Below are 26,097 nucleotides of genomic sequence, written 5' to 3'. Positions count from 1 at the left end.
ACCGGCGTCAGCGGGCCGACGTGGCGATCAGCTGGTCCAGGAGGGCGATCAGGACGTCGCGGCAGGAGGCGCGTTCACGGGCGTCGAAGAGCAGGACGGGGGTGTTCTCCGGCAGCGCCAGGGACTCCCGGATCACCTCGGGTTCGTAGGGGTGCTCGCCGTGGAAGCCGTTGACGCCGATGACGAACGGGATCTTGCGGCGCTCGAAGAAGTCGATGGCGGCGAAGCTGGACTCCGGCCGGCGCACGTCGACCAGGACGACGGCGCCCAGGGCGCCGATCGCGAGGTCGTTCCACATGAACCAGAACCGCTGCTGTCCGGGTGTGCCGAACAGATAGAGCACGAGGTCCTGGCCGATGCTGATCCGGCCGAAGTCGAGGGCCACCGTGGTGGCGTGCTTCTCGGGAATACCGTCGAGGTCGTCGACGTCGAGACCGGCCGTCGTGAGGGGTTCCTCGGTGCGCAGCGGGACGATCTCGCTGACCGAGCCGACCATGGTCGTCTTCCCGACGCCGAACCCGCCGGCGATGAGGATCTTCACCGTGTCGGGAGCCGAGATCCCCTGGGGGTCAGAGCCGGCCAAGACCGTCCCTCACTTTCTTCAGCAGGTCCAGGTCGGGGTTGCGGGAGATCAGGCGCGGCTGGCGCACACTGATCCGGCCCGCTTCCAGCAGGTCGCAGAGCATGATGGCGACCACGCTGACCGGCAGGTCGAGGCCGGTCGCCAGCTCCGCCACCACGATCGGTCTCGCGCACAGTCTGAGGATGCGGGCGTGCTCCGGCTGGGGCCGGGTGCCGCCGGCCGGCTGCGGGTCCACGGCCACCACCATCGTGATGAGGGTGAAGTCGCCACGGGCGGGCCGGGTCCGGCCGCCCGTCAGGGTGAACGGGCGAACCAGCCGGCCCGCCGCATCGCCTCCGTTCACCTCACTCGCCGCTGTCGGCCGCGACGGCACCGGTGCGTGGGGCCGCGCTGAGGTGCTCGCCGATCTTCTTCACCAGCATGTTCATCTGGTACGCGACCACGCCGACGTCGGCGCCCTGACGGGTCAGCACGGCGAGGTTGGCGCCGGGGCCGGCGTTGGTGAGGATGAGGAAGGCGTTGCCCATCTCGATGAGCAACTGGCGCACGGGACCGCCGCGGAAGTCCATGCTGACGCCCTTGCTGAGGCTCATCAGGCCGGACGCGGTCGCCGCGAGCCGCTCGGCGTCGTCGCGCAGGAAAGCGGTGGACTTGCTGACGACCAGTCCGTCCTCGGAGAGCACGACGGCGTGGTCGACCTCGGCGACCCGGTCCACCAGTCCGGTGAGCAGCTGGTCGAGCTGACTGTGCGTGGCGGGGATGGGGCGTGTCATCTGTGTGTCCTTCAAAGAGCGGTCTGCGTGGGGAGTCGATGGGCCGTCAGGTGCCGGAGGCGGGGACGCGGTCCCCCGGTTCTTCGGATACGGATTCCTCCCCCGGGGCGTACTCGGATTCCGCGTCGTCGTCACGGGCCCGGAGGGTTCCGCGCTGGAAGCCGGCGAGCGAGGACGCCGCCCGCTCGGCCGTGAAGTCGTCGTCGTCACCGTCGGGGCAGGGTCCGGACTCCTCCTTCAGCTCGGCCGCCAGACTGGTCTGCGGAATCCGGCGCGGCAACGGCATCGGGCCGCCCTTCTTGCCGGCCCTGGGCTTCCTCTCGGCGGCCGGCCGCGTCCCGTTCGCACCCGGGGAGGGGTCGGAGCTCACGAGGGAGGGGTCGCCCGCCTCATCCGCCACGGTCTCCGGCGCCGTACCGTCCGGTTCCCGGCGTACGGACGTGGCGTCCGGGCCGGGGCCCGGCGCGGCGGCGACCCGGGCGGCCACCAGAGAGCTGCGCGCGGGCGGTTCGGCGGTCTCGGGGCCGTCCTCGTCGTCGGCGGGTGCCTCGCGGACCACCGTCTCGTCGGGGATCAGGACGATCGCGGTGGTGCCGCCGTACGGCGAGGCGCGCAGGGTGACGGTGATGCCGTGCCGGGTGGCGAGCCGGGCGATGACGAACATGCCGAGCCGGAGGTCGTCGGCGAGCGCGACCACGTCGAACTGCGGGGGCACCGCCAGCTGGGCGTTGAACGCGGCGTAGTCCTCCTCGGACATGCCGAGGCCCCGGTCCTCGACCTCCAGGGCGAGCCCCTTGGCGACGGTCGCGGCGCGGACGCTGACGGGACTCGGGGCGGGCGAGTACGAGGTCGCGTTGTCGATGAGTTCGGCGAGGAGGTGGATGATGTCGGCCACGGCGGGCGGGGCGATCCACACGTCGTCGTCGGCGTGCACCTCCACCCGCTGGTACTGGGCGACCTCGCCGACGGCGCTGCGCAGGATGTCGATGAGCGCGACCGGTTCGGTCCAGCTGCGGCCGGGGCGCTCACCGCTGATGATGACCAGGTTCTCCTCGTAGCGGCGCAACTGGCTCGCGGTGGAGTCCAGTTCGTAGAGGCCCTTGAGGATCTCGGGGTCCTGGTGACGGCGTTCGAGCTGGTCCAGCTTGGTGAGCTGGAGGTTGACCAGGTTCTGGCTCTGCCGGGCGATGCCGAGGATGACGCGCTGGAAGCCGCGCCGGGTGTCGGCGAGTTCCACGGCGGTGTGGACGGCGGTGCGCTGGGCGGCGTTGAACGCCTTGGCGACCTGGCCGAGCTCGTCGGTGCCGTAGTCCAGCGGGGCCGAGGCGGCGTCGGCGTCGACCTTCTCGCCCCGGTCGAGGCGGGCGACGATGTCGGGCAGCCGTTCCTCGGCGAGGCTGAGGGTGGCCGTGCGCAGTCCGGTGAGCCGGCGGGACAGCGAGCGGGTGATGCGCCAGGACATCACGATGCACAGCAGCAGCGCGGCGAGACCGCCGGCGCTCAGCGAACCGGCCGTGATCAGCAGCCCGCGCGCCTCCTCGCCGCTGCGGTCCAGCAGGCCCTGGGTCTGCTGGCGGATCAGTTGCTCGTACTGGGTGGAGAGCTTCGTCATCGCGGCGTCCCAGCGCGCCTGCGCCTGCGGCAGTCGGGTGTGGCGGGAGGCGCCGTCGCCCGTGGTGCGGGCCGAGAGGACCTCGTCCTCCACGGACTGCAGCGCCCGCCAGTCCCCGCCCTGGACGATCCGCTCGACCTCGGTCTTCACCTCGCCCTCCAGCGAGGGGACGAGCTGGTTGTCGACGAGCCAGCGGCGGGCGTTGACCACCTGGGCGAAACCGTTGCGGGTGGGTTCGTCGAGACGGCCCGAGGGCCAGTTGAGGGTGAGGATCGCGTCCTCCTGGGAGACCAGCTCCGCGGCCTGCGCGATGGTGACGAGGGGACCGGCCTGCGAGGTGAGGTCGCCGTCGTCGACCTGGGTCAGCTGCTGGAAGGCGTGGATCTGGCCGTCGATGATCGAGCCGTAGTGCTCCAGGACCTGCTCGGGCGTGATGTCGGTGGGGTTGTCCACCTGGTCCCGGTAGTACTCCAGGCTGTTGGAGGCGCCCATCACCGAGTACAGCTGGTCGCCGATACGGTCGGGGGCGCGCTCGATCTCGCTCGCGCGGCGGTCCAGCTTGGCGACCGCCCGGTCGGTCTCCCGGCGCTGCCGCCGCAGCGCGTCCATGGAGCTGCCGGGGGTCGCCATGTAGGCGGCGGACAGGGCCCGCTCACGTTGCAGGGCGAGGGTCGCCTCGGTTCCCATGGCACCGGTGGACTTGCTCAGACCGGTCTGCGTCCGCAGCTGCAGGCCCTCCGAGAACATCTGGGTCGTCGTCACACCCCAGCTCACGGCCAGCGTGACGCTGGGGATCAGAGCCAGGAGGATCAGCGAGAGACGTATGGAGCCGAGACGGCGCCGGGCGCCGGTCCGTGGGGGCATCGTCGTCCTTGGGCGGTTGGCGGGGAGCGGAAGGGAGCGGGGGCGGGGCGGCAGGGGTCCGGAATCGGTGGGTGGACACCTGTCAGTGGGGCGCACAGGGGATGCGGAGGATGTTATCCGTACAAGTGAGCGCACGTCGCAGGGGTGGTGGGAAGTTTGGCGTCGCCGTTACACGACCGTTCCGGATACTTGGGGCGCGTGGCTCGGCCGTGCCCGAACGGAAGGTTCCGTTTGTCCGCGCGCGGCGGGCTACGGGCTCTCGCCGCGGGAGCGCGCGGTGGCCCGGACGCGAGGGCGCGCGGTGGCCCGGACGCGTCACGTCAGCGGGTCCCGTTCGCCGCGAACCTGGCGATGCCGGCGATGTTCTTCCTGGTCACGAAGGCGGGGCCGGTGAGCACCGGGGCGACGCCGCCACCGCTGACGTTGCCGTTGGTCCGGTACAGCCACAGCCCGTCGACCGCCAGATATCCCTGCAGGTAGGGCTGTTGGTCGACGGCGAACTGGACGTCCCCGTCCCGTACGGCCTTGACCAGGTCCTTGTTGAGGTCGAACGTGGCGACCTCGGCCTTGCTGCCGGCGTCGCCCACGGAGTCCACGGCGGCGAGCGCGAACTGCGCCCCGAGCGTGACGACCTCGTCGATGGACGGGTCCTGACGGAGCTTCGCGGCGATCGCGTCGGTCACCGCGTCCATGTCGGTGCCGTCGACGTACAGGTTCTCGGTCTGCCCGCCGAAGGTCTTGCGTACGCCGGCGCAGCGGGCCTCCAGGGCGACGTTGCCGCGCTCGTGGATGACGCACAGGGCGCGCTTGGCGGCGCGGGCGTCGAGTTCGTTGCCGAGCGCCCGGCCGGCGACGCTCTCGTCCTGGCCGTAGAAACCCAGCAGGCCCTGGGCCCGCCAGGCACCGATGCCGGAGTTGAGGCCCACCACGGGTATGCCCGCGGCGCGGGCCTCGGCGACCGCGCCGCGCACGGCCTGCGGCTTGGCGAGGGTCACCGCGATGCCGTCGACCTTGTCGGCGATCGCGTCCCGCACCAGTTTCGCCTGCCCCGCGGGGTCGGGGTCGCTGACGAACGTCAGCTCGATGCCGTCCTTCGCGGCTGCGGCCTCGGCGCCCTTGCGGACCAGGTCCCAGAAGGCGTCCCCCTCGGCGCTGTGCGTGATCAGCGCGACCTTCATCCCGCCCGGGACCCCCGACGTGTCCGTGTCCGCACCGTCCTGCGAGCCGCCGAGGACGGAGCAGCCGACGACGGTCAGGCAGAGAGCCGCGGCGAGGGCCGTGGCACGGAAGGCGGTGAGGAACCTGTGGGGCACGGGAGAGGGGTTCATGGGGGCGCGGCACCTCGCTGTGCGACCGGGGTGGGAGGTCGGGGAGAGCGAGGCCGCCGTCATCACCGCGATGACGTGCGGCGACTGGCTGACTTTCGCTGGGCGGAGCCAATCGCGTGTGACGCCCGGTAGTCAAGTGAACAACGTAATCGATGTGTTGCCGTGACGGCCCGATCCTGACCCGCGCACACGTGTCAACGGCCGGGGCGGGTCCGGGGCGGGGGACCTGGAACGTTCCAGCCCGCCCGCCGGAGTCGATTTCCGGCCGTCCCCGCCACCGGTCCGGTGGTCCCGTTCTTAGGCCGGATCCCGTCCCCGGGGGCGGCAACCCCGGTGCCTCCGGCGGCGACTGCCCGTCTGACGGCTCCCTCCCCCACACGGAACGGAAGCGACGCATGAGCGAGAACCGCGGCAAGGCCCGCCACCGCAGAAGGAGCACCGCCCTCGCGGCCGGTGTCCCCCTGTCCCTCGTCGCCGCCGGGACCATGGCCCACGGCACGGTCCTCGGAGTGTTCGGCGAGGACGCGCAGCCCCGCGCGGCCGCGGCGGCCGACGTGCCGGCGCTGCTCATGTCCGCTACGGGACACCGGAGTTCGATCGGCACGACGGTGGCCGCCAAGGCCGCCGCGGCCACCACCCTCACCGTCGCCAAGGACGGCAGCGGCCAGTTCACCAGCGTGCAGAAGGCCGTCGACGCGGTGCCCGCGAACAACCCCTCGCGGGTGGTGATCTCGGTCAGGCCGGGCACCTACCGGGAACTCGTCAAGGTCCCCTCCAACAAGCCGCACGTCACCATCCAGGGCACGGGCGGCAGCCGCAAGGAGACCACCATCGTGTACAACAACGCGGCGGGCACGCCCAAGCCGGGCGGCGGCACCTACGGCACCGGCGGCAGCGCCACCGTCGCCGTGGAGGCGGACGACTTCCAGGCCCGCAACCTGACCCTCTCCAACGACTTCGACGAGGCCGCCAACCAGTCCCTCAAGGACCAGCAGGCGGTCGCGCTGCGCACGGCGGCCGACAAGGTGCTCCTCGACAACGTCATCGTGACCGGCGACCAGGACACCCTGCTGCTGGACACCGCCTCGAAGGACAGGCTGGGCCGGGTCTACGTCGTGAACTCCTACGTCATCGGCAACGTCGACTTCATCTTCGGCAGGGCCACGGCCGCCGTCGACCGGTCGGTCATCACCCTGAAGAAGCGCTGGAACGGCACCTCGGCCGGCTACGTCACCGCACCGAGCACCGCCGCCGGCCGCAAGGGCTTCCTGATTACCAACTCCACCGTCAACGGTGACGTGTCCGACCGGAGCTTCCACCTCGGCCGCCCCTGGCACGCGGGCGGTGACGCCTCGCTCGACCCCCAGACCACGGTCCGCAACACCAGCCTCAGCGCGGCGATCCGGACCGCGCCGTGGACCGACATGAGCGGCTTCTCCTGGAAGGACGACCGTTTCGCCGAGTACCGGAACACCGGTCCGGGATCGGGCGGCGCGAGCTCCGACCGCCCGCACCTGAGCGACGCACAGGCGTCCGGCCAGGAGGTCACCGGCTGGCTGGCCGGCTGGACACCGGGCGCCTGACCACCGCGGCGGGGCGCACGCAACGTCCTCGCAACCTGCCCGGGCGTTCACTGCGGCCATGGATGTCGTCCCGCGCGTCGAGCTGACCCCCGCGGCCGCCGATCTCGTACGGCGGCTGCGGGCGGCCCACGGCCCTTTGATGTTCCACCAGTCGGGCGGCTGCTGCGACGGCAGCTCCCCCATGTGCTACCCGGACGGCGAGTTCCGCACGGGGGACTCCGACGTCCTCCTCGCGGAGCTGACCGTGGACGGGGTCGACGAGAGCGTCGGGTTCTGGATGTCCCGCGGCCAGTACGAGGTGTGGAGCCACACCCGGCTGATCGTCGACGTCGTACCGGGCCGGGGCGGCGGCTTCTCGCTGGAGGCACCCGAAGGGGTGCGTTTTCTCATCCGTTCCCGCGTCGTCGGAGCCGAGGCGCCGCCCGGCCGGTAGTCGTCTGGTGCACTTTCCCTGAGTCCTGGGAACGGTTGACGAGACATCAGGGGGCGCCGTGACGCGTCGTGCTGGACGGGTGCGCAGGGTACTGACGGTTCTCTCGGTGTGGAGTGTGCTGGCCGGCGCGGCCCTGGCGGGCGCGGCACCGGCCACCGCCGCGCCCCGGGCCGTCGCCGTCGCGCCGGGCGTCGAGTACAGCCACTTCGACGTCAGGGGCGCCCAGGGCGTCACCCACGCCCATCTGCTGACCGTCGACCTGCGCAACCGGCAGGTCGGCGTCGGGCTGCTGTACCCGGGGAAGGTGGCAGCGCGGGCGACCGTGTCCCGGCTGGCCGGCGCGGCGGGAGCCGTGGCCGGGGTCAACGGCGACTTCTTCAACATCACCGAGACCCAGCACCCGGGCGTCGCGGCCACCGGGGCACCGGTCGGTCCGGCGATCGCCGCCGGGCACGCGCTCAAGGCCGCCGTACCGAAGGGCCAGCGCTTCGGTCCCGCCCTGCCGCCGGGGACGAGCACCCGGGACGTGCTCGGCGTCACGACCGACGGCACGGCCCGCCTGGACAGCGTCGCCCTCGACGGGTCCGTCACCACCGCCGACGGCGACCTCCCGCTGCGCGGCCTCAACCAGTACGCCCTGCCGGTGGGTTCCGTCGGGGCGTTCACCTCGGACTGGGGCAGCGTCTCCCGGATGCGGGCCGTCTGCGGCACGGACACCGACCGGGCGGCACCGTGCAGCACCGACACCCACGAGGTGGTGGTCGAGGACGGCCGCGTGGTCGGCTCGGCCGGCACCCCCGGCAGCGGCGCCATCGCGGAGGGCACGACGGTCCTCGTCGGGCGCGAGGCGGGCGCCCAGCGGCTGCGCAAGCTCTCCCCCGGCGACACGGTGGACGTCCAGCACGTGCTGGTCTCCTCGACCGGAACTCCGTACGCGTTCGCGCTGGGCGGCTACCCGGTCCTGCGGGACGGCGCGCCGCTGCCCGGCCTCGACGACACCACCTCGGCGGTACGCACCGCCGCCGGTGTCGCCGACGGCGGCCACCGGCTGCTGCTGCTCGCTCTGGACGGCGCCGCCGCCTACCGCACGGGGCTGACCGTCGCCGAGGTCGCCTCCACCCTGCGCGGCCTGGGCTCCACCGACGCGTTCGGCCTGGACGGCGGCGGCTCCTCCACGCTGGTGGCCCGCGCGCCCGGCGCGAGCACCGTCACGGTCAGGAACCACCCGACGGACGGCACGGAACGGGCCGTCCCGAACGGCATCGGCGTCTTCACGAAAGCCTGACGAGGCGCCCGGAGCCGTCAGGCGCCCCTCACGGCTCCAGACTGCTCACGATCTCCGCCGTGGCCGTCATCCCGTTGTGGATCGTCGGCCCGAGGCTCGTGCCGGCCATCGAGAAGCCCAGCAGCACGCACACCACCGCATGCGACATCTTCAGCGCACCGTTGCGCAGGAAGACCACCGTCAGAATCACGAGCAGCACCACCACAGAGATGGAAATGGCCATCGTCAACCTCCTTCCGCCACGCGCACTTCGCGTCATTCGCCCGCAAGTGTGACGCAGTGAGGCATTCGTCCGGGTGGCTGACATGTCCGCCGAACGAGTGGTCTACACCGGCCCGCGAGCCTCCAGGAACGCCGCGAGCCCCGCGAGGTCGTCGGTGTTGAGGTGGTCGACGTCCGCCGCGACCAGTTCGCCCCACACCGCGTTCCTGGCCGGGCCCGCCAGGTCGGGCGTCGCCCAGAACCGGACCCGCTGTCCCCGCCCGTGGGCCGTCGCGACGATCCGGCGCAGCTTCGCGCGCTCGGCCTCGGGGAACGGCCCGACGCCCTGCCAGGTGAAGTGGACCGTCCAGTTGTCGGAGACGAGCGGGACGAACGAGGCGGGCGCGGGCGCCGGGTCGAGGAGGTCGGCGAGCCGTCCGTCGTAGAACGCGTGCCGCACGGACTGCGCCGCCATGGGCACCCGGGCGGCCCGGTCCCCGGAGACCACCGCCGTCACCGCCCCCGGGCGCACCCGGCCGTGGGCGTACGTCGTGAACAGGTGCCGGTGGCGCCGAAGTTGCCGGTCGAGTGCGAGGTAGGTGGACGAGCCCTCGGTCTTGAGGTCGATGAGCAGCTGCAGCGGCTTGCGCCGCCCCCGGTGCACCGAGCCGTGGTGGGCGCGGACCCGGGCGGCGAGCGGTTCGAGGTAGAGGGACGCGAGCGTGCGGGCGGGGTCGAGGCCGGCCGGGTCGTGGGCGACGAGGAGCCGGCCGTCGACGAGGAAGACGTCGGCCTCGACGCTGCCGAAGCGGTGGTCGAGGGCGTCGAGGAGGGGGCGCGGGTGCTCGTAGTCGTTGTGGGCGTGGGCCCGCCACAACGGGCGCGGGCGGTGGCCGCGTTCGCCGGCCGACGCGCTCGTGGCGGGCAGGGTCACCGCGCCCGCGAGGGCGGCGCCGAGGGTGGTGAGGGCTCTGCGACGGGTGGTGAGGACCATGCGCTGCCTCCCGGGTGGGGCCGGTGCGGGACCCTGCGAGTATGCGAGCCGGAAGGGGCGTACGGGCAGTGCCGTACGGGGAGTTGGCCGGACCGCCGTGGTGCGTTCATCCGCGCCGCCGCGCGCACGGCGCAAAGCCCGCCCCTGGTGGGACGGGCTTTCCCCGGCTTTGGCGGACGGCCGTCAGGGGGCCTGGAGGTCGACCAGTCCGGCCAGCGCGGTCCGGTGGGCGCCCGCCGTGCCGTACGCGATCGAGTCGGCCTTGGCGCGCTTCAGGTACAGGTGGACCGGGTGCTCCCAGGTCATGCCGATCCCGCCGTGCAACTGCAGTGCCTCCTCGGCCGCGTGGACGGCCACGGGCGCGGCGAACGCCTGGGCGACGGCCACCGCGAGGTCGGCGTCGTCGCTGCCGGCGGCGAGCCGGTCGGCCGCGTTGCGGGCGGCCGCCCGCAGGTTGACGACCTCCAGCCAGAGCTGCGCGAGCCGGTGCTTGAGCGCCTGGAAGCCGCCGACGGGCCGGTTGAACTGCTTGCGTGCCTTGAGGTAGCGGACCGTCTCGGTCAACGTCCATTCCGCGAGGCCGAGTTGCTCGGAGGCCAGCAGTCCGGCCCCGGCACGCAGGGCCCGGCGGACGGCGGGCTCGGCGTCGCCGAGGAGCCGGCCGGGCGCCCCGTCGAGCGAAACCTTCGCCAGCGGGCGGGTCAGGTCCAGCGACACCTGCGGGGTGACGGTCGCGGCGGAGGCGTCCACCGCGTACAGGCCGCCGTCGTCGGCGGGCACCAGCAGCACGTCGGCGACGGCCGCGTCGGCGATGCCGGTCAGCTCCCCGTGCAGGGCGCCGTCCTCATGCCGTACGACCTGGTAGGCGCTGCCCGCGGGGACGCTCAGCGAGACCGCCAGGGCACCGATCGCGGTCGCGGACGCCAGCCGGGTGAGGAGGTCGTCGGCCCCGCACTCCAGCAGGGCCTCGGTGGCGACGACCGCGCTGGTCAGATACGGGACCGGCGCGACCGCACGGCCCAGCTCCTCCAGGACGACCGCCGCTTCACGGTGGGTGGCGCCCTGCCCGTCCAGTTCCTCCGGCACGAGCAGTCCCGCGAGACCCATGCCTCCGGCGAGGGCCTTCCACGCCGCCAGGTCGTGCGGGGCGTCGGACTCGGCGCGGGCGATCACGCCCGCGGCGTCGCAGTGGTCGGTCAGCAGGTCGCGGACGGCCGCGCGGAGGGCTTCCTCCTCCTCCGAGTACAGGAGGTCGGGCTGTGTGCTCTGCGCTGTCATCGGGCCAGGTCCTTCCACGCGACGTCCTTGTCGGTGCGCGGTTCGCCGGGCAGGCCCAGGACGCGCTCGGCGACGATGTTTAGCAGGACCTCGGTGGTCCCGCCCTCGATGCTGTTGCCCTTGGAGCGGAGGTAGCGGTACCCGGCGTCGCGGCCGACGAAGTCGACCAGTTCGGGGCGCCGCATGGTCCAGTCGTCGTACAACAGTCCTTCCTCGCCGCGGAGTTCGACCTCCAGGCCGCTGATCTCCTGGTTGAGGCGGGCGAAGGCGAGCTTCATGCCGGCGCCCTCGGGGCCGGGCTGTCCGGCGACGAGCTGCTGGCGCAGCCGCTCGGCGGTGAGCCGCGCGGCCTCGGCCTCGACCCAGAGCTTCAGCAGCCGCTGGTGGAGGTCGTGGGTGCGCAGTTCGGGACGTTCGCGCCAGGTCTTCGCGACCGGGCCGATCATGCCGCCCTCGCGGGGCAGGCGCATGCCGCCGATGGCGACGCGCTCGTTGTTGAGCGTGGTCTGGGCGACCTTCCATCCGTCGCCGATCCCGCCGAGGCGGCGGGAGTCGGGGATGCGGACGCCGGTGATGAAGACCTCGTTGAACTCGGCCTCGCCGGTGACCTGGCGCAGCGGCCGGACCTCGATGCCCGGGTCGGTCATGTCGCAGAGGAAGTAGGTGATGCCCTGGTGCTTGGGCAGGTCCGGGTCGGTGCGGGCGATGAGGATGGCCCAGCGGGCGACGTGCGCGCTGGACGTCCACACCTTCTGGCCGTCGACGACCCAGTCGCCGTCGCCCTCCCGGACGGCCCGGGTGCCGAGCGCGGCGAGGTCGGAGCCGGCGCCGGGCTCGCTGAACAGCTGGCACCAGACCTCCTCCCCCGTCCACAGCGGGCGCAGGAACCGCCGCTTCTGCTCCTCGGTGCCGTAGGCGAGGATCGTCGGCGCCGCCATGCCGAGGCCGATGCCGATGCGGCGCGGGTCGTTGTCGGGGGCGTCCTCCGCCGCCAGGTCGGCGTCGACGACGGCCTGCAGGGAACGCGGGGCGCCGAGCCCGCCGAGGCCCTCGGGGTAGTGCACCCAGGCGAGTCCGGCGTCGAAGCGGGCGCGCAGGAACTCCAGGCGGTCGGTGGTGGCGGGCGGGTGCGCGGCGAGCAACTCGGCCGTGCGGCGCCTGAGGTCGGCTGCGTCGGTCATGCGGCGGCTCCGTTCTCCGGCGCGGGTACGACGACGACCCGGCCCGTGGTGACGCCGTCCGCGACGCGCTGCACGGCGGCGGCGGCTCCGTCCAGCGGCGTGCGCTCGCTCACCAGCGGCCGGACGACGCCCCGGGCCGCCAGCTCGGTGAGCTGCTCGTGGCAGTGCTGGACCAGCTTCGGGTTCTTGGTGTTGTACAGGCCCCAGTGCAGGCCGAGGATCGAGTAGTTCTTGACGAGGGCGTGGTTGAGGCCGGGGCTCGGGATCGTCCCGCCGGCGAAGCCGACGACCACGATGCGTCCCTCGAAGGCGACGACCTTGGTCGACTGCGTGTAGGCGTCGCCGCCCACGGGGTCGTAGATCACGTCCGCGCCCCGGCCTCCGGTGGCCGCCTTCACGGCGGAGACGACGTCCTCGCTCCGCCGGTCGACCACCACGTCACAGCCCAGCTCCCGGGCCACGACGGCCTTGTCGGCGCCGCCCACGACGCCGATGACGGTCGCGCCCGCCGCCTTGCCGAGCTGCACGGCCGCGCTGCCGACCCCTCCGGCGGCGGCGTGGACGAGCAGGGTCTCCCCCGCTTCGAGGCGCGCCCGGCGGTGCAGGGCGAACCAGGCCGTCTGGTAGCCGATGTGCAGGGCCGCCACCTCGGCGTCGTCCAGCGCCTCGGGCGCGGGGAGCAGGGCGGCGGCGTCGGCGACCGCGTACTCGGCGAAACCGCCGTGCGGCAGCACCGGATTGGCGATGACCCGGCGGCCGTCCTCGGTCTCCCCGCAGATCTCCACGCCGGGCGTGAACGGCAGCGGCGGCCTGACCTGGTAGTGCCCGCGGCACATCAGGGCGTCGGGGAAGTTGACGTTCGCGGCGCGCACCTTCAGCAGGACCTGGCCGTCACCGGGCGTGGGCCGCTCCACGTCCTGGAGCCGCATCACCTCGCCCGGCTCGCCGTTCTCGTGCACTTGCCATGCCTGCATGCGATGCCTCCACGGACTGCCTCGGACGTCCTCGTCGGACCGGGGGTCGACTGTCGCATGCATACTAAGCGGTCGCTTGCTCTCCGGGGAACCGCTCCGGAGGAGTCGTGTACGTCACGGACGCGCGGGCCTGGCCCGTACGTGCATCCGCTCGCCCTGCGGCCCGAACAGGCTGAGGAACTCCACCGGCCCCTCCCCCGTCGAACCGAACCAGTGCGGCACCCGGGTGTCGAACTCGGCGGCCTCCCCGGCGACCATCACCACGTCGTGCTCGCCGAGCACGACCCGCAGCTTCCCGGACATCACGTACAGCCACTCGTACCCCTCGTGCGTGCGCGGCTCCGGCTCCTGCTTCGACTGCGGCACGAGCACCTTGAATGCCTGGAGGCCGCCCGGCTGCCGGGTCAGCGGCCAGTACGTCCGCCCGTGCCGCCGGATCGGCTTCGAGCGCACCCGGGGGTCGCCGACCGGCGGCTCCCCGATCAGCTCGTCCAACGGCACCTGATGGGCCCGGGCGATCGGCAGCAGCAGCTCCAGGCTGGGCTTGCGCAGTCCCGACTCCAGCCGTGACAGCGTGCTCACCGAGATGCCGGTCGCCTCCGACAGCCCGGCGAGCGTCGCCTCCCGCTCCTTCCGGATCCGCCGCAGCCGGGGCCCGACCCCGGCGAGAACCTCGTCCGTCCCGCCCGCGTCCGCACTCGTGTCGCTCATCCCGCTATTGCAGTTTCGGCAAAGGCATTTGTCAATGCGGCGATTCGGCGCGACCGTCGTCGTGGAGGTGGTCACCCATGACCGAGCAGCAGTACGAAGTGATCGTCATCGGCGGCGGAGCGGCGGGACTGTCCGCCGCCCTGGTCCTCGGCCGGGCCCGGCGGCGCACCCTGGTCGTCGACGCGGGCGAGCCGCGCAACGCGCCCGCCGCGCACATTCAGGGCTTTCTGACGCGGGACGGGATGCCGCCCGCGGAGTTCCTGGCCGTGGGCCGCGAGGAGATCGCCCGCTACGGCGTCGAGCCGGTCCGGGGCCGGGCGGTGGACGTGACCCGCGACGAGGACGGCGGGGCCTTCACCGTCTCCCTCGCGGACGGCCGGTCCGCGCGCGGGCGCCGTCTGGTCGTCGCCACCGGTCTGAAGGACGACCTGCCGGCCGTCCCCGGCGTCGCCGAACGCTTCGGCCGGGACGTCCTGCACTGCCCCTACTGCCACGGCTGGGAGGTCCGCGACCGGCCCTTCGGCGTCCTCGCCACCGGCCCGATGAGCGTCCACCAGGCCCTGATGGTCTCCCAGTGGTCCGAGGACGTGACCCTGTTCCTGCACGAGACCCCCGAGAGCGACCTCTCCGACGACGACCTGCGCCGTCTCGCGGCAGCGGGGGTGCAGGTGGTCCCGGGAGCGGTGGCGGGCCTGGTCGTGGAGGACGACCGGCTCACCGGCGTCCGGCTAGCCGACGGCACGGCCCACGCCCGGTCGGTGATCTTCACCGCCCCCCGGCCGATCCCGCGGACGAGCCTGCTGGAGAAACTCGGCGCCGCCATGAACGAGACCCCGTTCGGCGCGTACCCCGTCGTCGACCCCACCGGCCTGACCACCGTTCCCGGCGTCTGGGCCGCCGGGAACGCGATCGGCTTCTCCGAACAGGTCGTCAACGCGGCCTCCTCGGGCTACCGGGCGGGAGCCACGATCAACGGAGACCTCCTGATGGCGGACCTGGACGCGGCGCCCCCGCGATAGCCGGGCGTGAGGGACCGGCCCGGAGGGCCGTCGCCCCGAAGGGGCGCGGGGAACCGTGCGAGAAGCCCCTCTCACCCGCATCCGCCACCACACCGCACCCCCTTCCCCCGTAGGCGCCCGGCGGAACTCCGTAGGACCATGGCCCCATGCTCTTCGCCCGGCTCGCCCGCGTGTCGCAAGAGATCGCCGCCACCTCGGCCCGGTCCCGCAAGACCGCCCTGCTCGCCGACCTCTTCCGGGACGCCGGGGAGGAGGACGTGCCGATCGTCATCCCGTACCTCGCGGGCCGCCTGCCCCAGGGCCGCCTGGGCATCGGCTGGAAGGTCCTCGACCAGCGGATCCCCCCGGCCGGCACCGCGACCCTCACCGTCCGCGAGGTCGACGCCCGCCTGACGGCGATCGGCGCCGTCACGGGTACGGGCTCGCAGACCGAACGCAGACGGCTGGTGGGCGCGCTGCTCGCGGCGGCCACCGAGGACGAACAGCGGTACCTCGTCGGCCTGCTCACCGGCGAGGTCCGCCAGGGCGCCCTGGACGCGCTGGCGGTGGAGGGCCTGGCCGGGGCCACCGGGGCGCCCGCCGCCGACGTACGCCGGGCGGTGATGCTCGCCGGCTCGCTGCAGACCGTGGCGCGGGCGCTGCTCGCCGAGGGCCCGCGGGCCCTCGAAGGGTTCCGGCTCACCGTCGGGCGCCCCGTCCAGCCGATGCTCGCCCACAGCGCCCCCTCCGTCGCCGAGGCCGTGGCGAAGCTCGGCGTGTGCGCGGTCGAGGAGAAGCTGGACGGCATCCGCGTCCAGCTCCACCGCGACGGCGGCGACGTACGCCTGTACACCCGCACCCTGGACGACATCACCGACCGGCTGCCCGAACTCACCTCCGCCGCACTGGGGTTGCGGGGCGAACGGTTCATCCTGGACGGGGAGGTGATCGCGTTCGACGGGAACGGGCGGCCCCGCTCCTTCCAGGAGACGGCGGGCCGGGTGGGCTCACGGCTGGACGTGGCGACGGCGGCCCGCCAGGTGCCCGTCTCCCCTGTCTTCTTCGACGCGCTCTCCGTTGACGGGCAGGATCTCCTGGACCTCCCGTTCACCGAACGCCACGCCGTCCTCGCCCGACTCGTCCCGGAGCCCATGCGGGTCCGCCGCACCCTCGTGACGGGCCCCGACGACCTGCCCGAGGCGGAGCGGTTCCTCACCGACACCCTGGAACGCGGCCACGAGGGTGTCGTACTGAAGGCGCTGGACGCCCCCTACAGCGCGGGCCGGCGCGGGGCGTCCTGGCTGAAGGTCAAGCCGGTGCACACCCTCGATCTGGTGGTCCTGGCCGCCGAGTGGGGCCACGGCCGCCGCACGGGCAGGCTGTCCAACCTCCATCTCGGCGCCCGCACCGCCGACGGCGCCTTCGCCATGCTCGGCAAGACCTTCAAGGGCATGACCGACGCGCTGCTGGCCTGGCAGACCGAACGGCTGACGGAGCTGGCCGTGGAGGAGCACCGCTGGGGCGTGACCGTACGCCCCGAACTTGTCGTCGAGATCGCCTACGACGGACTGCAGCGCTCCACCCGCTACCCGGCCGGTGTCACCCTCCGCTTCGCCCGCGTGATCCGCTACCGCGAGGACAAGACCCCGGGGGAAGCCGATACGGTCGAGGCCCTGCTGTCCGCACACCCCGAGGTGACGCGTTGACCACACCCAAGCGCAGCGCCGGCCTGCTGCTGCACCGCCGCACCGAGCACGGCGTCGAGGTCCTGCTCGGCCACATGGGCGGCCCGTACTTCGCGCACAAGGACGCGGGCGCGTGGAGCGTGCCCAAGGGCGAGTACGAACCGGACGAGCCGGCCTGGGACGCGGCCCGCCGGGAGTTCCGGGAGGAGCTGGGGCTGGCGCCGCCGGAGGGGGAGGCCGTGCCGCTGGGCGAGGTGCAGCAGAAGAACGGCAAGATCGTCACGGTCTGGGCGATCGAGGCGGACCTCGACCCCGCGACCGTCGTACCGGGCACCTTCCGCATGGAGTGGCCGCCGAAGTCCGGCCATGTCCAGGAGTTCCCGGAGCTGGACCGCGTGGAGTGGCTCACCGTCGAACGGGCCCGGGCCGTGCTCGTCCCGGCGCAGGCGGAGTTTCTCGACCGTCTCGCGGAGCACTCGGGCTGAGTCCGCGTTGCGGCGTGCGCCGTCGCGCGGGAAGGTCGAAGGACAGCCCACGCAGGAGGTCAGCCATGCCCATCGCCACGGTCAACCCGGCGAACGGCGAAACGCTTCGGACCTACGACGCCCTCGGCGAGGAGGAGATCGAACAGCGCCTCGCCACCGCCGACAGCACGTTCCGTACGTACCGGACGACGTCGTTCGCGGAGCGGGCCCGGCTGATGCGCCGGGCCGCCGAGCTCCTCGACGCGGACGCCGAGGACGTCGCGCGGGTGATGACCACCGAGATGGGCAAGCCCGTCAAGCAGGCCCGCGCCGAGGCCGCCAAGTGCGCGAAGGCGATGCGCTGGTACGCCGACCACGCCGAGGTGCTGCTCACCGACGTGGAGCCGTCCGACTCGGACGTGAAGGACTCGGGCGCGTCCCGTGTCCTGGTCCGCTGCCGGCCGCTCGGCCCGGTGCTCGCCGTGATGCCGTGGAACTTCCCGCTCTGGCAGGTGATCCGCTTCGCCGCGCCCGCGCTGATGGCCGGCAACGTGGGCCTGCTCAAGCACGCCTCGAACGTCCCCCAGACCGCCCTCTACCTGGAGGATCTGTTCCGCCGGGCGGGTTTCCCGGAGGGCTGCTTCCAGACGCTGCTCGTCGGCTCGGGGGCCGTCGAGGACATCCTGCGCGACCCGCGGGTGAAGGCCGCCACGCTCACCGGCAGCGAGCCGGCCGGGCGGGCCGTCGCCTCGGTGGCCGGCGACGAGGTCAAGAAGACGGTCCTGGAACTGGGCGGCAGCGACCCCTACGTGGTGATGCCGTCCGCCGACGTCGGCAAGGCGGCGGAGACCGCGGTGACTGCCCGGGTGCAGAACACCGGTCAGTCGTGCATCGCGGCCAAGCGGTTCATCGTGCACGCCGACGTGTACGACGCGTTCGCCGGGCGGTTCGTCGAGGCCATGCGGGCGCTGAAGGTCGGGAACCCGCTGGACGAGGAGACCGATGTGGGCCCGCTCGCCAGCGAGCGGGGCCGCGAGGACCTTCAGGAACTGGTCGACGAGGCCGTGGAGAGCGGCGCCACCGTCCTGTGCGGCGCCGAACGCCCCTACGGGCCCGGCTGGTTCTACCCGCCGACCGTCCTCGCCGACATCACCCCCGAGATGCGCGTCCACCGGGAGGAGACCTTCGGCCCGGTCGCCACGCTGTACCGGGTCGCCGACCTCGACGAAGCCGTCGCGATCGCCAACGACACACCCTTCGGGCTCAGCTCCAACGTGTGGACGCGGGACCCCGCCGAGGTGGAGCGGTTCGTGCGGGACCTCGACGCGGGCGCGGTCTACGTCAACGGGATGACCGCCTCCCACCCGGCGTTCCCGTTCGGCGGCGTCAAGCGCTCCGGTTACGGGCGTGAGCTGTCCGGACACGGAATCCGGGAGTTCTGCAACATCACCACCGTGTGGCACGGGGCGTGAGCGTTCCGCGGCTACCATCCCCGTTGTGAACCGCGAAGTGACTCTGCCTCTGATCGTCGACGACCGCGGGACCTTGCAGGTGTCCGCGGCCGAAGTGAGCAAGCTGCTGCGGACGGTGGGCGGCCGGTGGCTGCACCTGGTCGAGGCGGGTGAGGAACTCGACGAGGACACGGTCGCGGCACTGACGATCGAGCTGGCGAAGCTGGCGGACCGCATCGACGTGGCATGCATCGCGCACAGCAGCGGGGCCGCCTCCGGCTAGGGCCCTTCTGACGGATCGCGACGCCGCGGAGATCCGTCAGAAGGGCCCCAGGGTCCCGCCGCCGGGCGTCGTGACGAGGCCGCGGGACCTTCGCGGTGCGTTCCCGCGGCGCTACCGGATCGGCATCCCCGACAGGGTCCGGGCGATCACCAGGCGCTGGATCTCACTCGTGCCCTCGAAGATCGTGTAGATGGCGCTGTCCCGGTGCATGCGCTCGACGGGGTACTCACGGGTGTACCCGTTGCCGCCGAGGATCTGCAGCGCCTGCGCCGTCACCTTCTTCGCCGTCTCGCTCGCGAACAGTTTCGACTGCGAGCCCTCGGCCGCCGTGAAGGGCCGGCCGTTGATCGCCATCCAGGACGCCCGCCACACCAGCAGCCGCGCCGCGTCCACGGACGTCCGCATGTCCGCGAGCTGGAAGGCGACGCCCTGGTTGTCGATGATGGGCCGGCCGAACTGCTCCCGGGTCTTGGCGTAGTCGAGCGCGACCTCGTACGCGGCGCGGGCGGTGCCCACCGCCATCGCGCCCACGGCCGGACGGGACGCCTCGAACGTGGCCATCGCCGCGTTCTTCACGCGCTCCCCGCCGGCCTTCGCCCGCTCGCGGGCCCGCGCCAGGCGCTCGTCGAGCTTCTCCTTGCCGCCGAGGAGGCAGGAACCGGGGACGCGTACGTTCTCCAGGACGACCTCGGCGGTGTGGGAGGCGCGGATGCCGTGCTTCTTGAACTTCTGGCCCTGCGAGAGACCGGGGGTGTTCGGCGGGACGATGAAGGAGGCGTGGCCCTTGGAACCGAGGTGCGCGTCGACCACGGCGACGACGACGTGGACGTTGGCGATGCCGCCGTTGGTCGCCCAGGTCTTGGTGCCGTTGAGGACCCACTCGTCCTTGGCCTCGTCGTACACGGCCCGGGTGCGCATGGACGCCACGTCGGAGCCGGCGTCGGGCTCGGAGGAGCAGAACGCGGCGACCTTGACGTCGTCGGCGTCACCGTACATCTGGGGGATCCAGGTGCCGATCTGCTCCTCGGTGCCGTTGGCGAGGACGCCCACGGCGGCGAGGCCGGTGCCGACGATGGAGAGGGCGATGCCCGCGTCTCCCCAGAACAGTTCCTCCATGGCCATGGGGATGCCGAGGCCGGTCGGGTCGAAGTACTGCTGGGCGTAGAAGTCGAGGGAGTAGATGCCGACCTTGGCGGCCTCCTGGATCACCGGCCAGGGGGTCTCCTCGCGCTCGTCCCACTCGGCGGCCGCGGGGCGGATCACATCGGCGGCGAACCCGTGGAGCCAGTCGCGGACCTCCCGCTGTTCCTCGTTGAGTTCCATGGTGAACTCGGCCATGACGCGCCTCCAGCACTGCACTAAGATGTTACCTGCGGTAACTGAAGTCTGTTACCGGCCGGTAGGAAAAGTCAACTCCCCTGTCGGGGTCGGTAGCCCGTTCGATCGGGTCGTGCCAATCAGTGTTAGTTTGCGCAGGGCGTCACCGTCATCAGCATGTGGGGGAGTAACTCATGGACACCACGCAGCGGACCGACCAGGAGCGGTCCGCCGACCGCCGTCGGCGCGAGCTGCTGGAGGCCGCGGACAGGGTGGTGCTCCGCGACGGCCCCGGGGCGTCGATGAACGCCATCGCCGCCGAGGCCGGGATCACCAAGCCGATCCTCTACCGCCACTTCGGCGACAAGGGCGGACTCTACGCCGCGCTCGCCCAGCGCCACACCGACGCCCTCCTCGACTCCCTGCGGGCCGCGCTGGACGCCCCGGCAGAGCGCCGGGAACGGGTCGAGGCGACCCTCGACACCTATCTGACGGCCATCGAGGCCCGCCCCCAGGTGTACCGCTTCCTCATGCACCCCGCCGAGACCGGGCAGCCGGGCGACCAGCCCGGCGACCACGGCTTCGACGTCGGCAGGCACTCCGCCCCGCTCCTGCGCCGCATGGGCGAGGAACTCGGCAAGGTCATAGAGGAGCGCCTCGACCTCGGCCCCGACAGCCATCGGCTCGCCCGCGTCTGGGGCCACGGCATCGTCGGCATGATGCACGCGGCCGGAGACTGGTGGCTCGGCGAACGTCCCTGCACCCGGGCGGAGTTGGTCCGCAGCCTCGCCGACCTCCTGTGGGGCCGCCTGGCGGCCGCGGGCGACAAGGTCGGCGGCCCGGGTTTCTAGTGACATCCCCGCGGGTGCCGGCTCGTCGTGGCCGGTCTCGCCGGACCCCGCGCCCCTGACGGGGCGCGCCCGCACCGACGGACTCACCGCCCCCACGGCGCCCGCGCGGCCTTCCGCAGCACCCGCCGCCGACGCCACCCCGACAGCCGGTCCGCGTAGACCCGGCCCTCGAGATGATCGCACTCGTGCTGAAGGCACCGTGCGAAGAACCCGCTCCCCCACACCCGCACCCGGTCCCCGTCCACCGTGAACCCCTCCACCGCGGCCTCGTCGTACCGCTCCACACCCGCCTCCAGGCCGGGCAGGGACAGACAGCCCTCGGGCCCCCGCAGTACGATCCCCTCGGCCGAGACGAGCCGGGGATTCACGACATGACCCAGATGCCGTACGTCCTCGTCGTCCGGACAGTCGTATACGAACACCCGAAGCGCCCGGCCCACCTGGTTCGCGGCGAGACCCACACCCCGCGCGTCGTACATCGTCGCGAACATGTCCTCCACAAGGCGCGCCAGTTCGGGCCCGAACTCCGTCACCTCTTCACAGGGCGCCTGCAATACGGGGTCCCCGAGCAGTGACAGGGGGAGAACGCGCCCTCTGGCGCCTGGAATCGAGCCGCTTCGCATGGTCGCAAGGGTACGTTCGGACCGATATCTCCGGTCCGGACGGTGTTCACGGCCCGGTCGAGATTCGGGCACGTGAGTGGATCTCGATAGGCTTCGGTCCACACGTTGCCGGGACAGGGCGCGGCGCTGTACGCAAGGAGGATCGAGAACTGATGGCAGGCAACTCGGACCCGCTCACGCCGCGGGCCAAGCTGGCCGTGACGGCGGGCAAGGCGGTCGCGGCGGCATCTCGTGCCGCGGGACGCGGTAGCGGATCTGTGATCGGCGGCCGGGTGGCACTGAAACTCGACCCCGACCTCCTCGCGCGGCTCGCGCAGAGCCTGGACGTCGTCCTGGTCTCGGCCACCAACGGCAAGACCACCACGACCCGGCTGATCGCCGAGGCACTGCGGGCCGCGGGCCCGGTCGTATCGAACGCGCTCGGCGCCAACATGCCCGCGGGCATCACCTCGGCCCTCGCCGGGAACTCGGACTCGAAGTTCGCGGTCATCGAGGTCGACGAGAAGTATCTGGCCGGTGTGGCGCGGGACACCGCCCCCAAGTGCATCGCGTTGCTGAACCTCTCCCGCGACCAGCTCGACCGCGCCGCCGAGACCCGCATGATGGCGGAGGCGTGGCGGGAGGGCCTGGCCGGCACCAAGGCCGTGGTCGTGGCCAACTGCGACGACCCGCTGATCGTGTGGGCGGCCTCGTCGTCCCCGAACGTGATCTGGGTCGCGGTCGGCCAGATGTGGAAGGACGACGCCTGGTCCTGCCCGTCCTGCGGCGGTGTGATGCAGCGCCCCGGCGACGACTGGTTCTGCGGCGAGTGCGGTTTCCGCCGCCCGACGCCGAGCTGGGCGCTCTCCGGCGACCACGTCCTGGACCCGCACGGCTCGGCCTGGCCGATCCATCTGCAGCTCCCGGGGCGCGCCAACAAGGCCAACGCCGCCTCCTCGGCCGCCACGGCGGCCGTCTTCGGCGTGCCCCCGCAGGTCGCCCTGGAGCGCATGTACCAGGTCCAGGCGGTCGCCGGACGGTACGACGTGGTGCAGTTCATGCAGCGCGATCTGCGGCTGCTGCTCGCCAAGAACCCGGCGGGCTGGCTGGAGACGTTCTCGCTGATCGACCCGCCGCCGTCGCCGGTGATCCTGTCGGTGAACGCGCGCGGCGCCGACGGCACCGACACCTCCTGGCTGTGGGACGTCGACTACACCCGGCTGACCGGCCACCCGATCTTCGTGCTGGGTGACCGCAAGCTGGACCTGGCGGTACGGCTGGAGGTCGCGAACCAGCACTTCCAGGTCTGCGACACCCTCGACCAGGCGGTGCAGATGTGCCCGCCCGGCCGGATCGAGGTCATCGCGAACTACACCGCGTTCCAGGACCTGCGCCGCCGCGTGGGCAACTGAGCACGCCACGACGCACGACGCCAACGACTCCGAGGGGCACCGACTTTCATGAGCGACAACAGTCTGCGGGTCGTCTGGGTCTACCCGGACCTGCTCAGCACCTACGGCGACCAGGGCAACGTCCTCGTCGTCGAGCGCCGGGCGCGGCAGCGCGGCCTGGACGTGGCCCGGCTGGACGTGCGCAGCGACCAGCCGATCCCGACCTCCGGCGACATCTACCTGATCGGGGGCGGCGAGGACCGTCCGCAGCGGCTCGCCGCCGAGCGGCTGCGCCGGGACCGGCACCTGTACCAGGCGATCGACAACGGCGCGATCGTCTTCGCGGTCTGCGCCGGGTACCAGATCCTCGGCCACGAGTTCGTCAACGACCTCGGTCAGCGCGAGCCGGGCCTCGGTCTGCTCGACGTGACCACGACCCGCGGCGAGGGCGAGCGGTGCGTCGGCGACGTCCTCGCGGACATCGACCCGCGCCTCGGTCTGCCGCAGCTGACCGGGTTCGAGAACCACCAGGGCGTCACCCACCTCGGCCCCACCGCCCGCCCGTTCGCCAACGTGCGGCTCGGCAAGGGCAACGGGACGGGCGACGGCACGGAGGGCGCGTACAACGACACCGTGTTCGGCACGTACATGCACGGGCCGGTGCTGGCGCGGAACCCGCAGATCGCGGATCTGCTGCTGAAGCTGGCGCTGGACGTGAACGCGCTGCCGCCGACCGACGACCGCTGGTTCGAGGCGCTGCGCGACGAGCGCATCTCCTCGGCCCAGCAGCAGCCCGCCTAGCACGTCACGGCGGGTGCCGAGGCGCCTGAGAAACGGTTCCTCAGTGCCCGGACGAAAGCCCGTCCGAAAGGGCCCCCGCTCATGTGTGAAAGCCCGTCTGACCAGGGCTCCGCTCACCTGTGCGGGGGCGTCCAGCAGGCGGACGCCCGCTACGGCCGGGGCCCCCGCCGCCGGTAGGGTGGCGGGGATTCCGGCCGGACAGCGTGGTCCGGTTCCCGGCCCACGTCGAGAAGGTATTCGGGCTATGCGCATTGGTGTCCTCACGTCCGGCGGCGACTGTCCCGGACTGAACGCCGTCATCAGGTCCGTCGTGCACCGCGCCGTCGTCGACCACGGCGACGAGGTCATCGGCTTCCGGGACGGCTGGAAGGGTCTGCTGGAGTGCGACTACCTCAAGCTGGACCTGGACGCGGTGGCCGGCATCCTGGCCCGCGGCGGCACGATCCTCGGCTCCTCCCGGGTCCAGCCCTCGCATCTGCGGGACGGGGTGGCGCGGGCCAAGAGTCATGTCGAGGAACTCGGTCTGGACGCGATCATCCCCATCGGCGGTGAGGGCACGCTGAAGGCGGCCCGGCTGATGTCGGACAACGGCCTGCCCGTCGTGGGCGTGCCGAAGACCATCGACAACGACATCGCGGTCACGGACGTCACCTTCGGCTTCGACACGGCCGTGGGCGTCGCCACGGAGGCCCTGGACCGGCTGAAGACCACCGCCGAGTCCCACCAGCGGGTCCTGGTCGTGGAGGTCATGGGCCGCCACACCGGCTGGATCGCGCTGCACTCCGGCATGGCGGCCGGCGCGCACGCCATCGTCGTCCCCGAGCGGCCCTTCGACATCGAGGAGCTGACCGCGAAGGTCGCCGAGCGGTTCTCGGCGGGCAAGCGGTTCGCGATCGTCGTCGCGGCGGAGGGCGCCAAGCCGAAGGCCGGGTCCATGGATTTCGACGAGGGCGGCAAGGACATCTACGGGCACGAGCGCTTCGCCGGGATCGCCCGCCAGCTCTCGGTCGAGCTGGAGCAGCGCCTCGGCAAGGAGGCGCGGCCGGTGATCCTCGGCCATGTGCAGCGGGGCGGTACCCCGACCGCGTACGACCGGGTGCTGGCGACGCGGTTCGGCTGGCACGCGGTGGAGGCCGTGCACCGGGGCGAGTTCGGGAACATGACCGCGTTGCGGGGCACCGACATCGCGATGGTGCCGCTCGCCGAGGCCGTGGAGACGCTGAAGACCGTGCCGGACGAGCGGTACGCCGAGGCGGAGTGCGTGCTCTAGGGGGCCGGTGAGGGCTCAGGAGCGAGGTCCGCCCCCGGTCGTGATCGCGACCGGGGGCGGTTCTAGTCTGGGGGCGGACAGGACAGCACAACCCCCCACGAAGCAGGAGCCGGCGGATGGACCACAGCGGGCACGGTACGGGGCTCTTGCCCTTCACCCTGGGGCGGGGACTCGCGTGGTCGGCCGACCCGTTCTTCCTGGTCGCCTGCCTGGCGGGGCTGGCCCTGTACGGCTGGGGCGTCGTACGGCTCGTGCGGCGCGGGGACAAGTGGCCGGTGGGGCGGACCGTCGCGTTCGTCGCGGGCGTGCTGCTGGTGATGCTGGTGACGTGCACCGGGCTCAACGACTACGGCATGGTCATGTTCAGCGTGCACATGGTCCAGCACATGATCGTCAGCATGGTGGCGCCGATCATGCTGCTGCTCGGGGCGCCGGTCACGCTGGCGCTGCGGGCGCTGCCGGTGGCGGGCAGGGGTCGCAAGGGGCCGCGTGAGCTGCTGCTGATGTTCCTGCACAGCTGGTACATGAAGATCGTCACGCATCCGGCCTTCACGATCCCGATGTTCATCGCGAGCCTCTACGGGCTGTACTTCACCCCGATCTTCGACTTCCTGATGGGGTCGACCCTCGGGCACATCGTGATGATGACCCACTTCCTGATGGTGGGTCTGTTCTTCTTCTGGCCGATCATGGGTGTGGACCCCGGCCCGCACCGCCCCGGCTATCTGATGCGGATGCTGGAGCTGTTCGCCGGCATGCCGTTCCACGCGTTCTTCGGCATCGCGCTGATGATGGCGTCCGCACCGATGGTGAAGACGTACGAGAACCCGTCCGCCTCCCTCGGCATCGACGCGCTCACCGACCAGAACGCGGCCGGCGGCATCGCCTGGGCGTTCAGCGAGATCCCGTCGGTGCTCGTCCTGCTCGCGCTGCTGTTCCAGTGGTACGGCTCCGAGCAGCGGCAGGCCCGGCGGGCGGACCGCGCGGCCGACCGGGACGGAGACAAGGAACTCGAGGCGTACAACGCCTATCTCGCCTCACTCGACGCACGCGGTCGCTGAGCCGCAATCCCCTTCGGGGTCCCCTTTCTTTGTTCGAGGCCGGGCCCCCGCTTCTCCCCAATTCCCCTTGACCAAAAGGCTTTTGCTTTCAGTAGCATGATGCCTGCGCCCCGCTTCCACCCT

At 72.2% G+C, this 26,097-nt stretch carries 25 protein-coding genes and 1 pseudogene; 13 read left to right on the top strand and 13 right to left on the bottom strand.

The window, feature by feature from the left end:
• Nucleotides 1–7 precede the first annotated feature (7 nt).
• From SCAB_RS37745 to SCAB_RS37725, 5 genes are all read right to left on the bottom strand, one after another.
• Nucleotides 8–583, bottom strand: a complete 576-nt coding sequence (locus SCAB_RS37745) for a GTP-binding protein (RefSeq protein WP_037727572.1) — start codon at nucleotides 581–583, stop codon at nucleotides 8–10.
• The gene (locus SCAB_RS37740) at nucleotides 570–926 is read right to left on the bottom strand and encodes a DUF742 domain-containing protein (protein ID WP_013005297.1); all 357 of its coding nucleotides are present in this window, start codon (nucleotides 924–926) and stop codon (nucleotides 570–572) included. The genes SCAB_RS37745 and SCAB_RS37740 overlap by 14 nt, the downstream gene beginning before the upstream one ends.
• Nucleotide 927: 1 nt before the next feature.
• On the bottom strand, nucleotides 928–1,356 hold the full coding sequence (locus tag SCAB_RS37735; RefSeq protein ID WP_013005296.1) for a roadblock/LC7 domain-containing protein: 429 nt from the start codon (nucleotides 1,354–1,356) through the stop codon (nucleotides 928–930).
• Between the two features lie 46 nt (nucleotides 1,357–1,402).
• Nucleotides 1,403–3,832, bottom strand: coding sequence for a sensor histidine kinase (locus SCAB_RS37730; RefSeq protein WP_013005295.1), 2,430 nt, complete (start codon nucleotides 3,830–3,832; stop codon nucleotides 1,403–1,405).
• A gap of 320 nt (nucleotides 3,833–4,152) precedes the next feature.
• Complete coding sequence (locus tag SCAB_RS37725; RefSeq protein WP_037727570.1) at nucleotides 4,153–5,160, bottom strand: substrate-binding domain-containing protein; 1,008 nt, start codon at nucleotides 5,158–5,160, stop codon at nucleotides 4,153–4,155.
• A 545-nt stretch (nucleotides 5,161–5,705) separates the two neighbouring features.
• On the opposite strand from SCAB_RS37725, the pseudogene SCAB_RS37720 reads away from it, so the two are divergent.
• From SCAB_RS37720 to SCAB_RS37710, 3 genes and pseudogenes are all read left to right on the top strand, one after another.
• A pseudogene (locus tag SCAB_RS37720) lies at nucleotides 5,706–6,743 on the top strand (pectinesterase family protein); the annotation flags it as partial.
• Nucleotides 6,744–6,801: 58 nt separating this feature from the next.
• Complete coding sequence (locus SCAB_RS37715; protein ID WP_013005292.1) at nucleotides 6,802–7,176, top strand: DUF779 domain-containing protein; 375 nt, start codon at nucleotides 6,802–6,804, stop codon at nucleotides 7,174–7,176.
• A gap of 115 nt (nucleotides 7,177–7,291) precedes the next feature.
• The gene (locus SCAB_RS37710) at nucleotides 7,292–8,461 is read left to right on the top strand and encodes a phosphodiester glycosidase family protein (protein WP_013005291.1); all 1,170 of its coding nucleotides are present in this window, start codon (nucleotides 7,292–7,294) and stop codon (nucleotides 8,459–8,461) included.
• Nucleotides 8,462–8,489: 28 nt separating this feature from the next.
• Here the strand turns inward: SCAB_RS37710 and SCAB_RS37705 are convergent, their stop codons facing one another.
• From SCAB_RS37705 to SCAB_RS37680, 6 genes are all read right to left on the bottom strand, one after another.
• Nucleotides 8,490–8,684: a hypothetical protein gene (locus SCAB_RS37705; RefSeq protein WP_037727566.1), complete on the bottom strand. Its 195-nt coding sequence runs from the start codon at nucleotides 8,682–8,684 to the stop codon at nucleotides 8,490–8,492.
• A 102-nt stretch (nucleotides 8,685–8,786) separates the two neighbouring features.
• Complete coding sequence (locus tag SCAB_RS37700) at nucleotides 8,787–9,656, bottom strand: phosphatidylinositol-specific phospholipase C/glycerophosphodiester phosphodiesterase family protein (RefSeq protein ID WP_013005289.1); 870 nt, start codon at nucleotides 9,654–9,656, stop codon at nucleotides 8,787–8,789.
• A 183-nt stretch (nucleotides 9,657–9,839) separates the two neighbouring features.
• Nucleotides 9,840–10,934: an acyl-CoA dehydrogenase family protein gene (locus tag SCAB_RS37695; RefSeq protein WP_013005288.1), complete on the bottom strand. Its 1,095-nt coding sequence runs from the start codon at nucleotides 10,932–10,934 to the stop codon at nucleotides 9,840–9,842.
• Nucleotides 10,931–12,115, bottom strand: coding sequence for an acyl-CoA dehydrogenase family protein (locus SCAB_RS37690; RefSeq protein ID WP_013005287.1), 1,185 nt, complete (start codon nucleotides 12,113–12,115; stop codon nucleotides 10,931–10,933). Before SCAB_RS37690 ends, SCAB_RS37695 begins: the two co-directional genes overlap by 4 nt.
• On the bottom strand, nucleotides 12,112–13,089 hold the full coding sequence (locus SCAB_RS37685; protein ID WP_037727565.1) for an NADPH:quinone oxidoreductase family protein: 978 nt from the start codon (nucleotides 13,087–13,089) through the stop codon (nucleotides 12,112–12,114). Before SCAB_RS37685 ends, SCAB_RS37690 begins: the two co-directional genes overlap by 4 nt.
• Nucleotides 13,090–13,203: 114 nt before the next feature.
• The gene (locus tag SCAB_RS37680; protein WP_013005285.1) at nucleotides 13,204–13,800 is read right to left on the bottom strand and encodes a helix-turn-helix domain-containing protein; all 597 of its coding nucleotides are present in this window, start codon (nucleotides 13,798–13,800) and stop codon (nucleotides 13,204–13,206) included.
• A gap of 77 nt (nucleotides 13,801–13,877) precedes the next feature.
• Between SCAB_RS37680 and SCAB_RS37675 the strand changes: the two genes are divergently transcribed.
• The 5 genes from SCAB_RS37675 to SCAB_RS37655 all read left to right on the top strand — a co-directional run bounded on the left by SCAB_RS37675 (nucleotide 13,878) and on the right by SCAB_RS37655 (nucleotide 18,681).
• Nucleotides 13,878–14,819 (top strand): NAD(P)/FAD-dependent oxidoreductase, encoded by a 942-nt coding sequence (locus tag SCAB_RS37675; protein WP_013005284.1) that lies wholly within the window; start codon nucleotides 13,878–13,880, stop codon nucleotides 14,817–14,819.
• A gap of 146 nt (nucleotides 14,820–14,965) precedes the next feature.
• The gene (locus SCAB_RS37670; protein WP_013005283.1) at nucleotides 14,966–16,504 is read left to right on the top strand and encodes an ATP-dependent DNA ligase; all 1,539 of its coding nucleotides are present in this window, start codon (nucleotides 14,966–14,968) and stop codon (nucleotides 16,502–16,504) included.
• A complete protein-coding gene (locus SCAB_RS37665) occupies nucleotides 16,501–16,968 on the top strand; it encodes an NUDIX domain-containing protein (RefSeq protein WP_013005282.1) in 468 nt (155 codons plus the stop codon). Before SCAB_RS37670 ends, SCAB_RS37665 begins: the two co-directional genes overlap by 4 nt.
• Before the next feature lie 65 nt (nucleotides 16,969–17,033).
• Nucleotides 17,034–18,419, top strand: coding sequence for an NADP-dependent succinic semialdehyde dehydrogenase (locus SCAB_RS37660; RefSeq protein ID WP_013005281.1), 1,386 nt, complete (start codon nucleotides 17,034–17,036; stop codon nucleotides 18,417–18,419).
• A 25-nt stretch (nucleotides 18,420–18,444) separates the two neighbouring features.
• The gene (locus tag SCAB_RS37655) at nucleotides 18,445–18,681 is read left to right on the top strand and encodes a DUF6213 family protein (RefSeq protein ID WP_013005280.1); all 237 of its coding nucleotides are present in this window, start codon (nucleotides 18,445–18,447) and stop codon (nucleotides 18,679–18,681) included.
• Nucleotides 18,682–18,792: 111 nt separating this feature from the next.
• Here the strand turns inward: SCAB_RS37655 and SCAB_RS37650 are convergent, their stop codons facing one another.
• Nucleotides 18,793–20,019, bottom strand: a complete 1,227-nt coding sequence (locus SCAB_RS37650; protein WP_013005279.1) for an acyl-CoA dehydrogenase family protein — start codon at nucleotides 20,017–20,019, stop codon at nucleotides 18,793–18,795.
• A 173-nt stretch (nucleotides 20,020–20,192) separates the two neighbouring features.
• Here SCAB_RS37650 and SCAB_RS37645 point away from each other — a divergent pair, with 173 nt between their 5' ends.
• Nucleotides 20,193–20,849 carry a TetR family transcriptional regulator gene (locus SCAB_RS37645; protein WP_013005278.1) on the top strand — a complete coding sequence of 219 codons (657 nt, stop codon included), beginning with the start codon at nucleotides 20,193–20,195 and terminating at the stop codon, nucleotides 20,847–20,849.
• An 83-nt stretch (nucleotides 20,850–20,932) separates the two neighbouring features.
• Here SCAB_RS37645 and def read toward each other — a convergent pair whose 3' ends face one another.
• Complete coding sequence (def, locus tag SCAB_RS37640; protein ID WP_173402943.1) at nucleotides 20,933–21,472, bottom strand: peptide deformylase; 540 nt, start codon at nucleotides 21,470–21,472, stop codon at nucleotides 20,933–20,935.
• A gap of 152 nt (nucleotides 21,473–21,624) precedes the next feature.
• Here def and SCAB_RS37635 point away from each other — a divergent pair, with 152 nt between their 5' ends.
• The 4 genes from SCAB_RS37635 (at nucleotide 21,625) to SCAB_RS37620 (ending at nucleotide 25,974) form a co-directional block, all read left to right on the top strand.
• Complete coding sequence (locus SCAB_RS37635) at nucleotides 21,625–22,863, top strand: Mur ligase family protein (RefSeq protein WP_037727563.1); 1,239 nt, start codon at nucleotides 21,625–21,627, stop codon at nucleotides 22,861–22,863.
• 48 nt (nucleotides 22,864–22,911) lie between these two features.
• Nucleotides 22,912–23,643, top strand: coding sequence for a type 1 glutamine amidotransferase (locus SCAB_RS37630; RefSeq protein WP_013005275.1), 732 nt, complete (start codon nucleotides 22,912–22,914; stop codon nucleotides 23,641–23,643).
• Between the two features lie 244 nt (nucleotides 23,644–23,887).
• The gene (locus SCAB_RS37625) at nucleotides 23,888–24,913 is read left to right on the top strand and encodes a 6-phosphofructokinase (protein ID WP_013005274.1); all 1,026 of its coding nucleotides are present in this window, start codon (nucleotides 23,888–23,890) and stop codon (nucleotides 24,911–24,913) included.
• Nucleotides 24,914–25,029: 116 nt separating this feature from the next.
• A complete protein-coding gene (locus SCAB_RS37620; protein WP_037727562.1) occupies nucleotides 25,030–25,974 on the top strand; it encodes a cytochrome c oxidase assembly protein in 945 nt (314 codons plus the stop codon).
• Nucleotides 25,975–26,097: the final 123 nt, after the last annotated feature.

The sequence above is a fragment of the Streptomyces scabiei 87.22 genome (assembly GCF_000091305.1).
GTDB classification, from domain to species: Bacteria; Actinomycetota; Actinomycetes; order Streptomycetales; family Streptomycetaceae; genus Streptomyces; species Streptomyces scabiei.
This window is presented reverse-complemented; position numbering and strand designations above follow the sequence as displayed.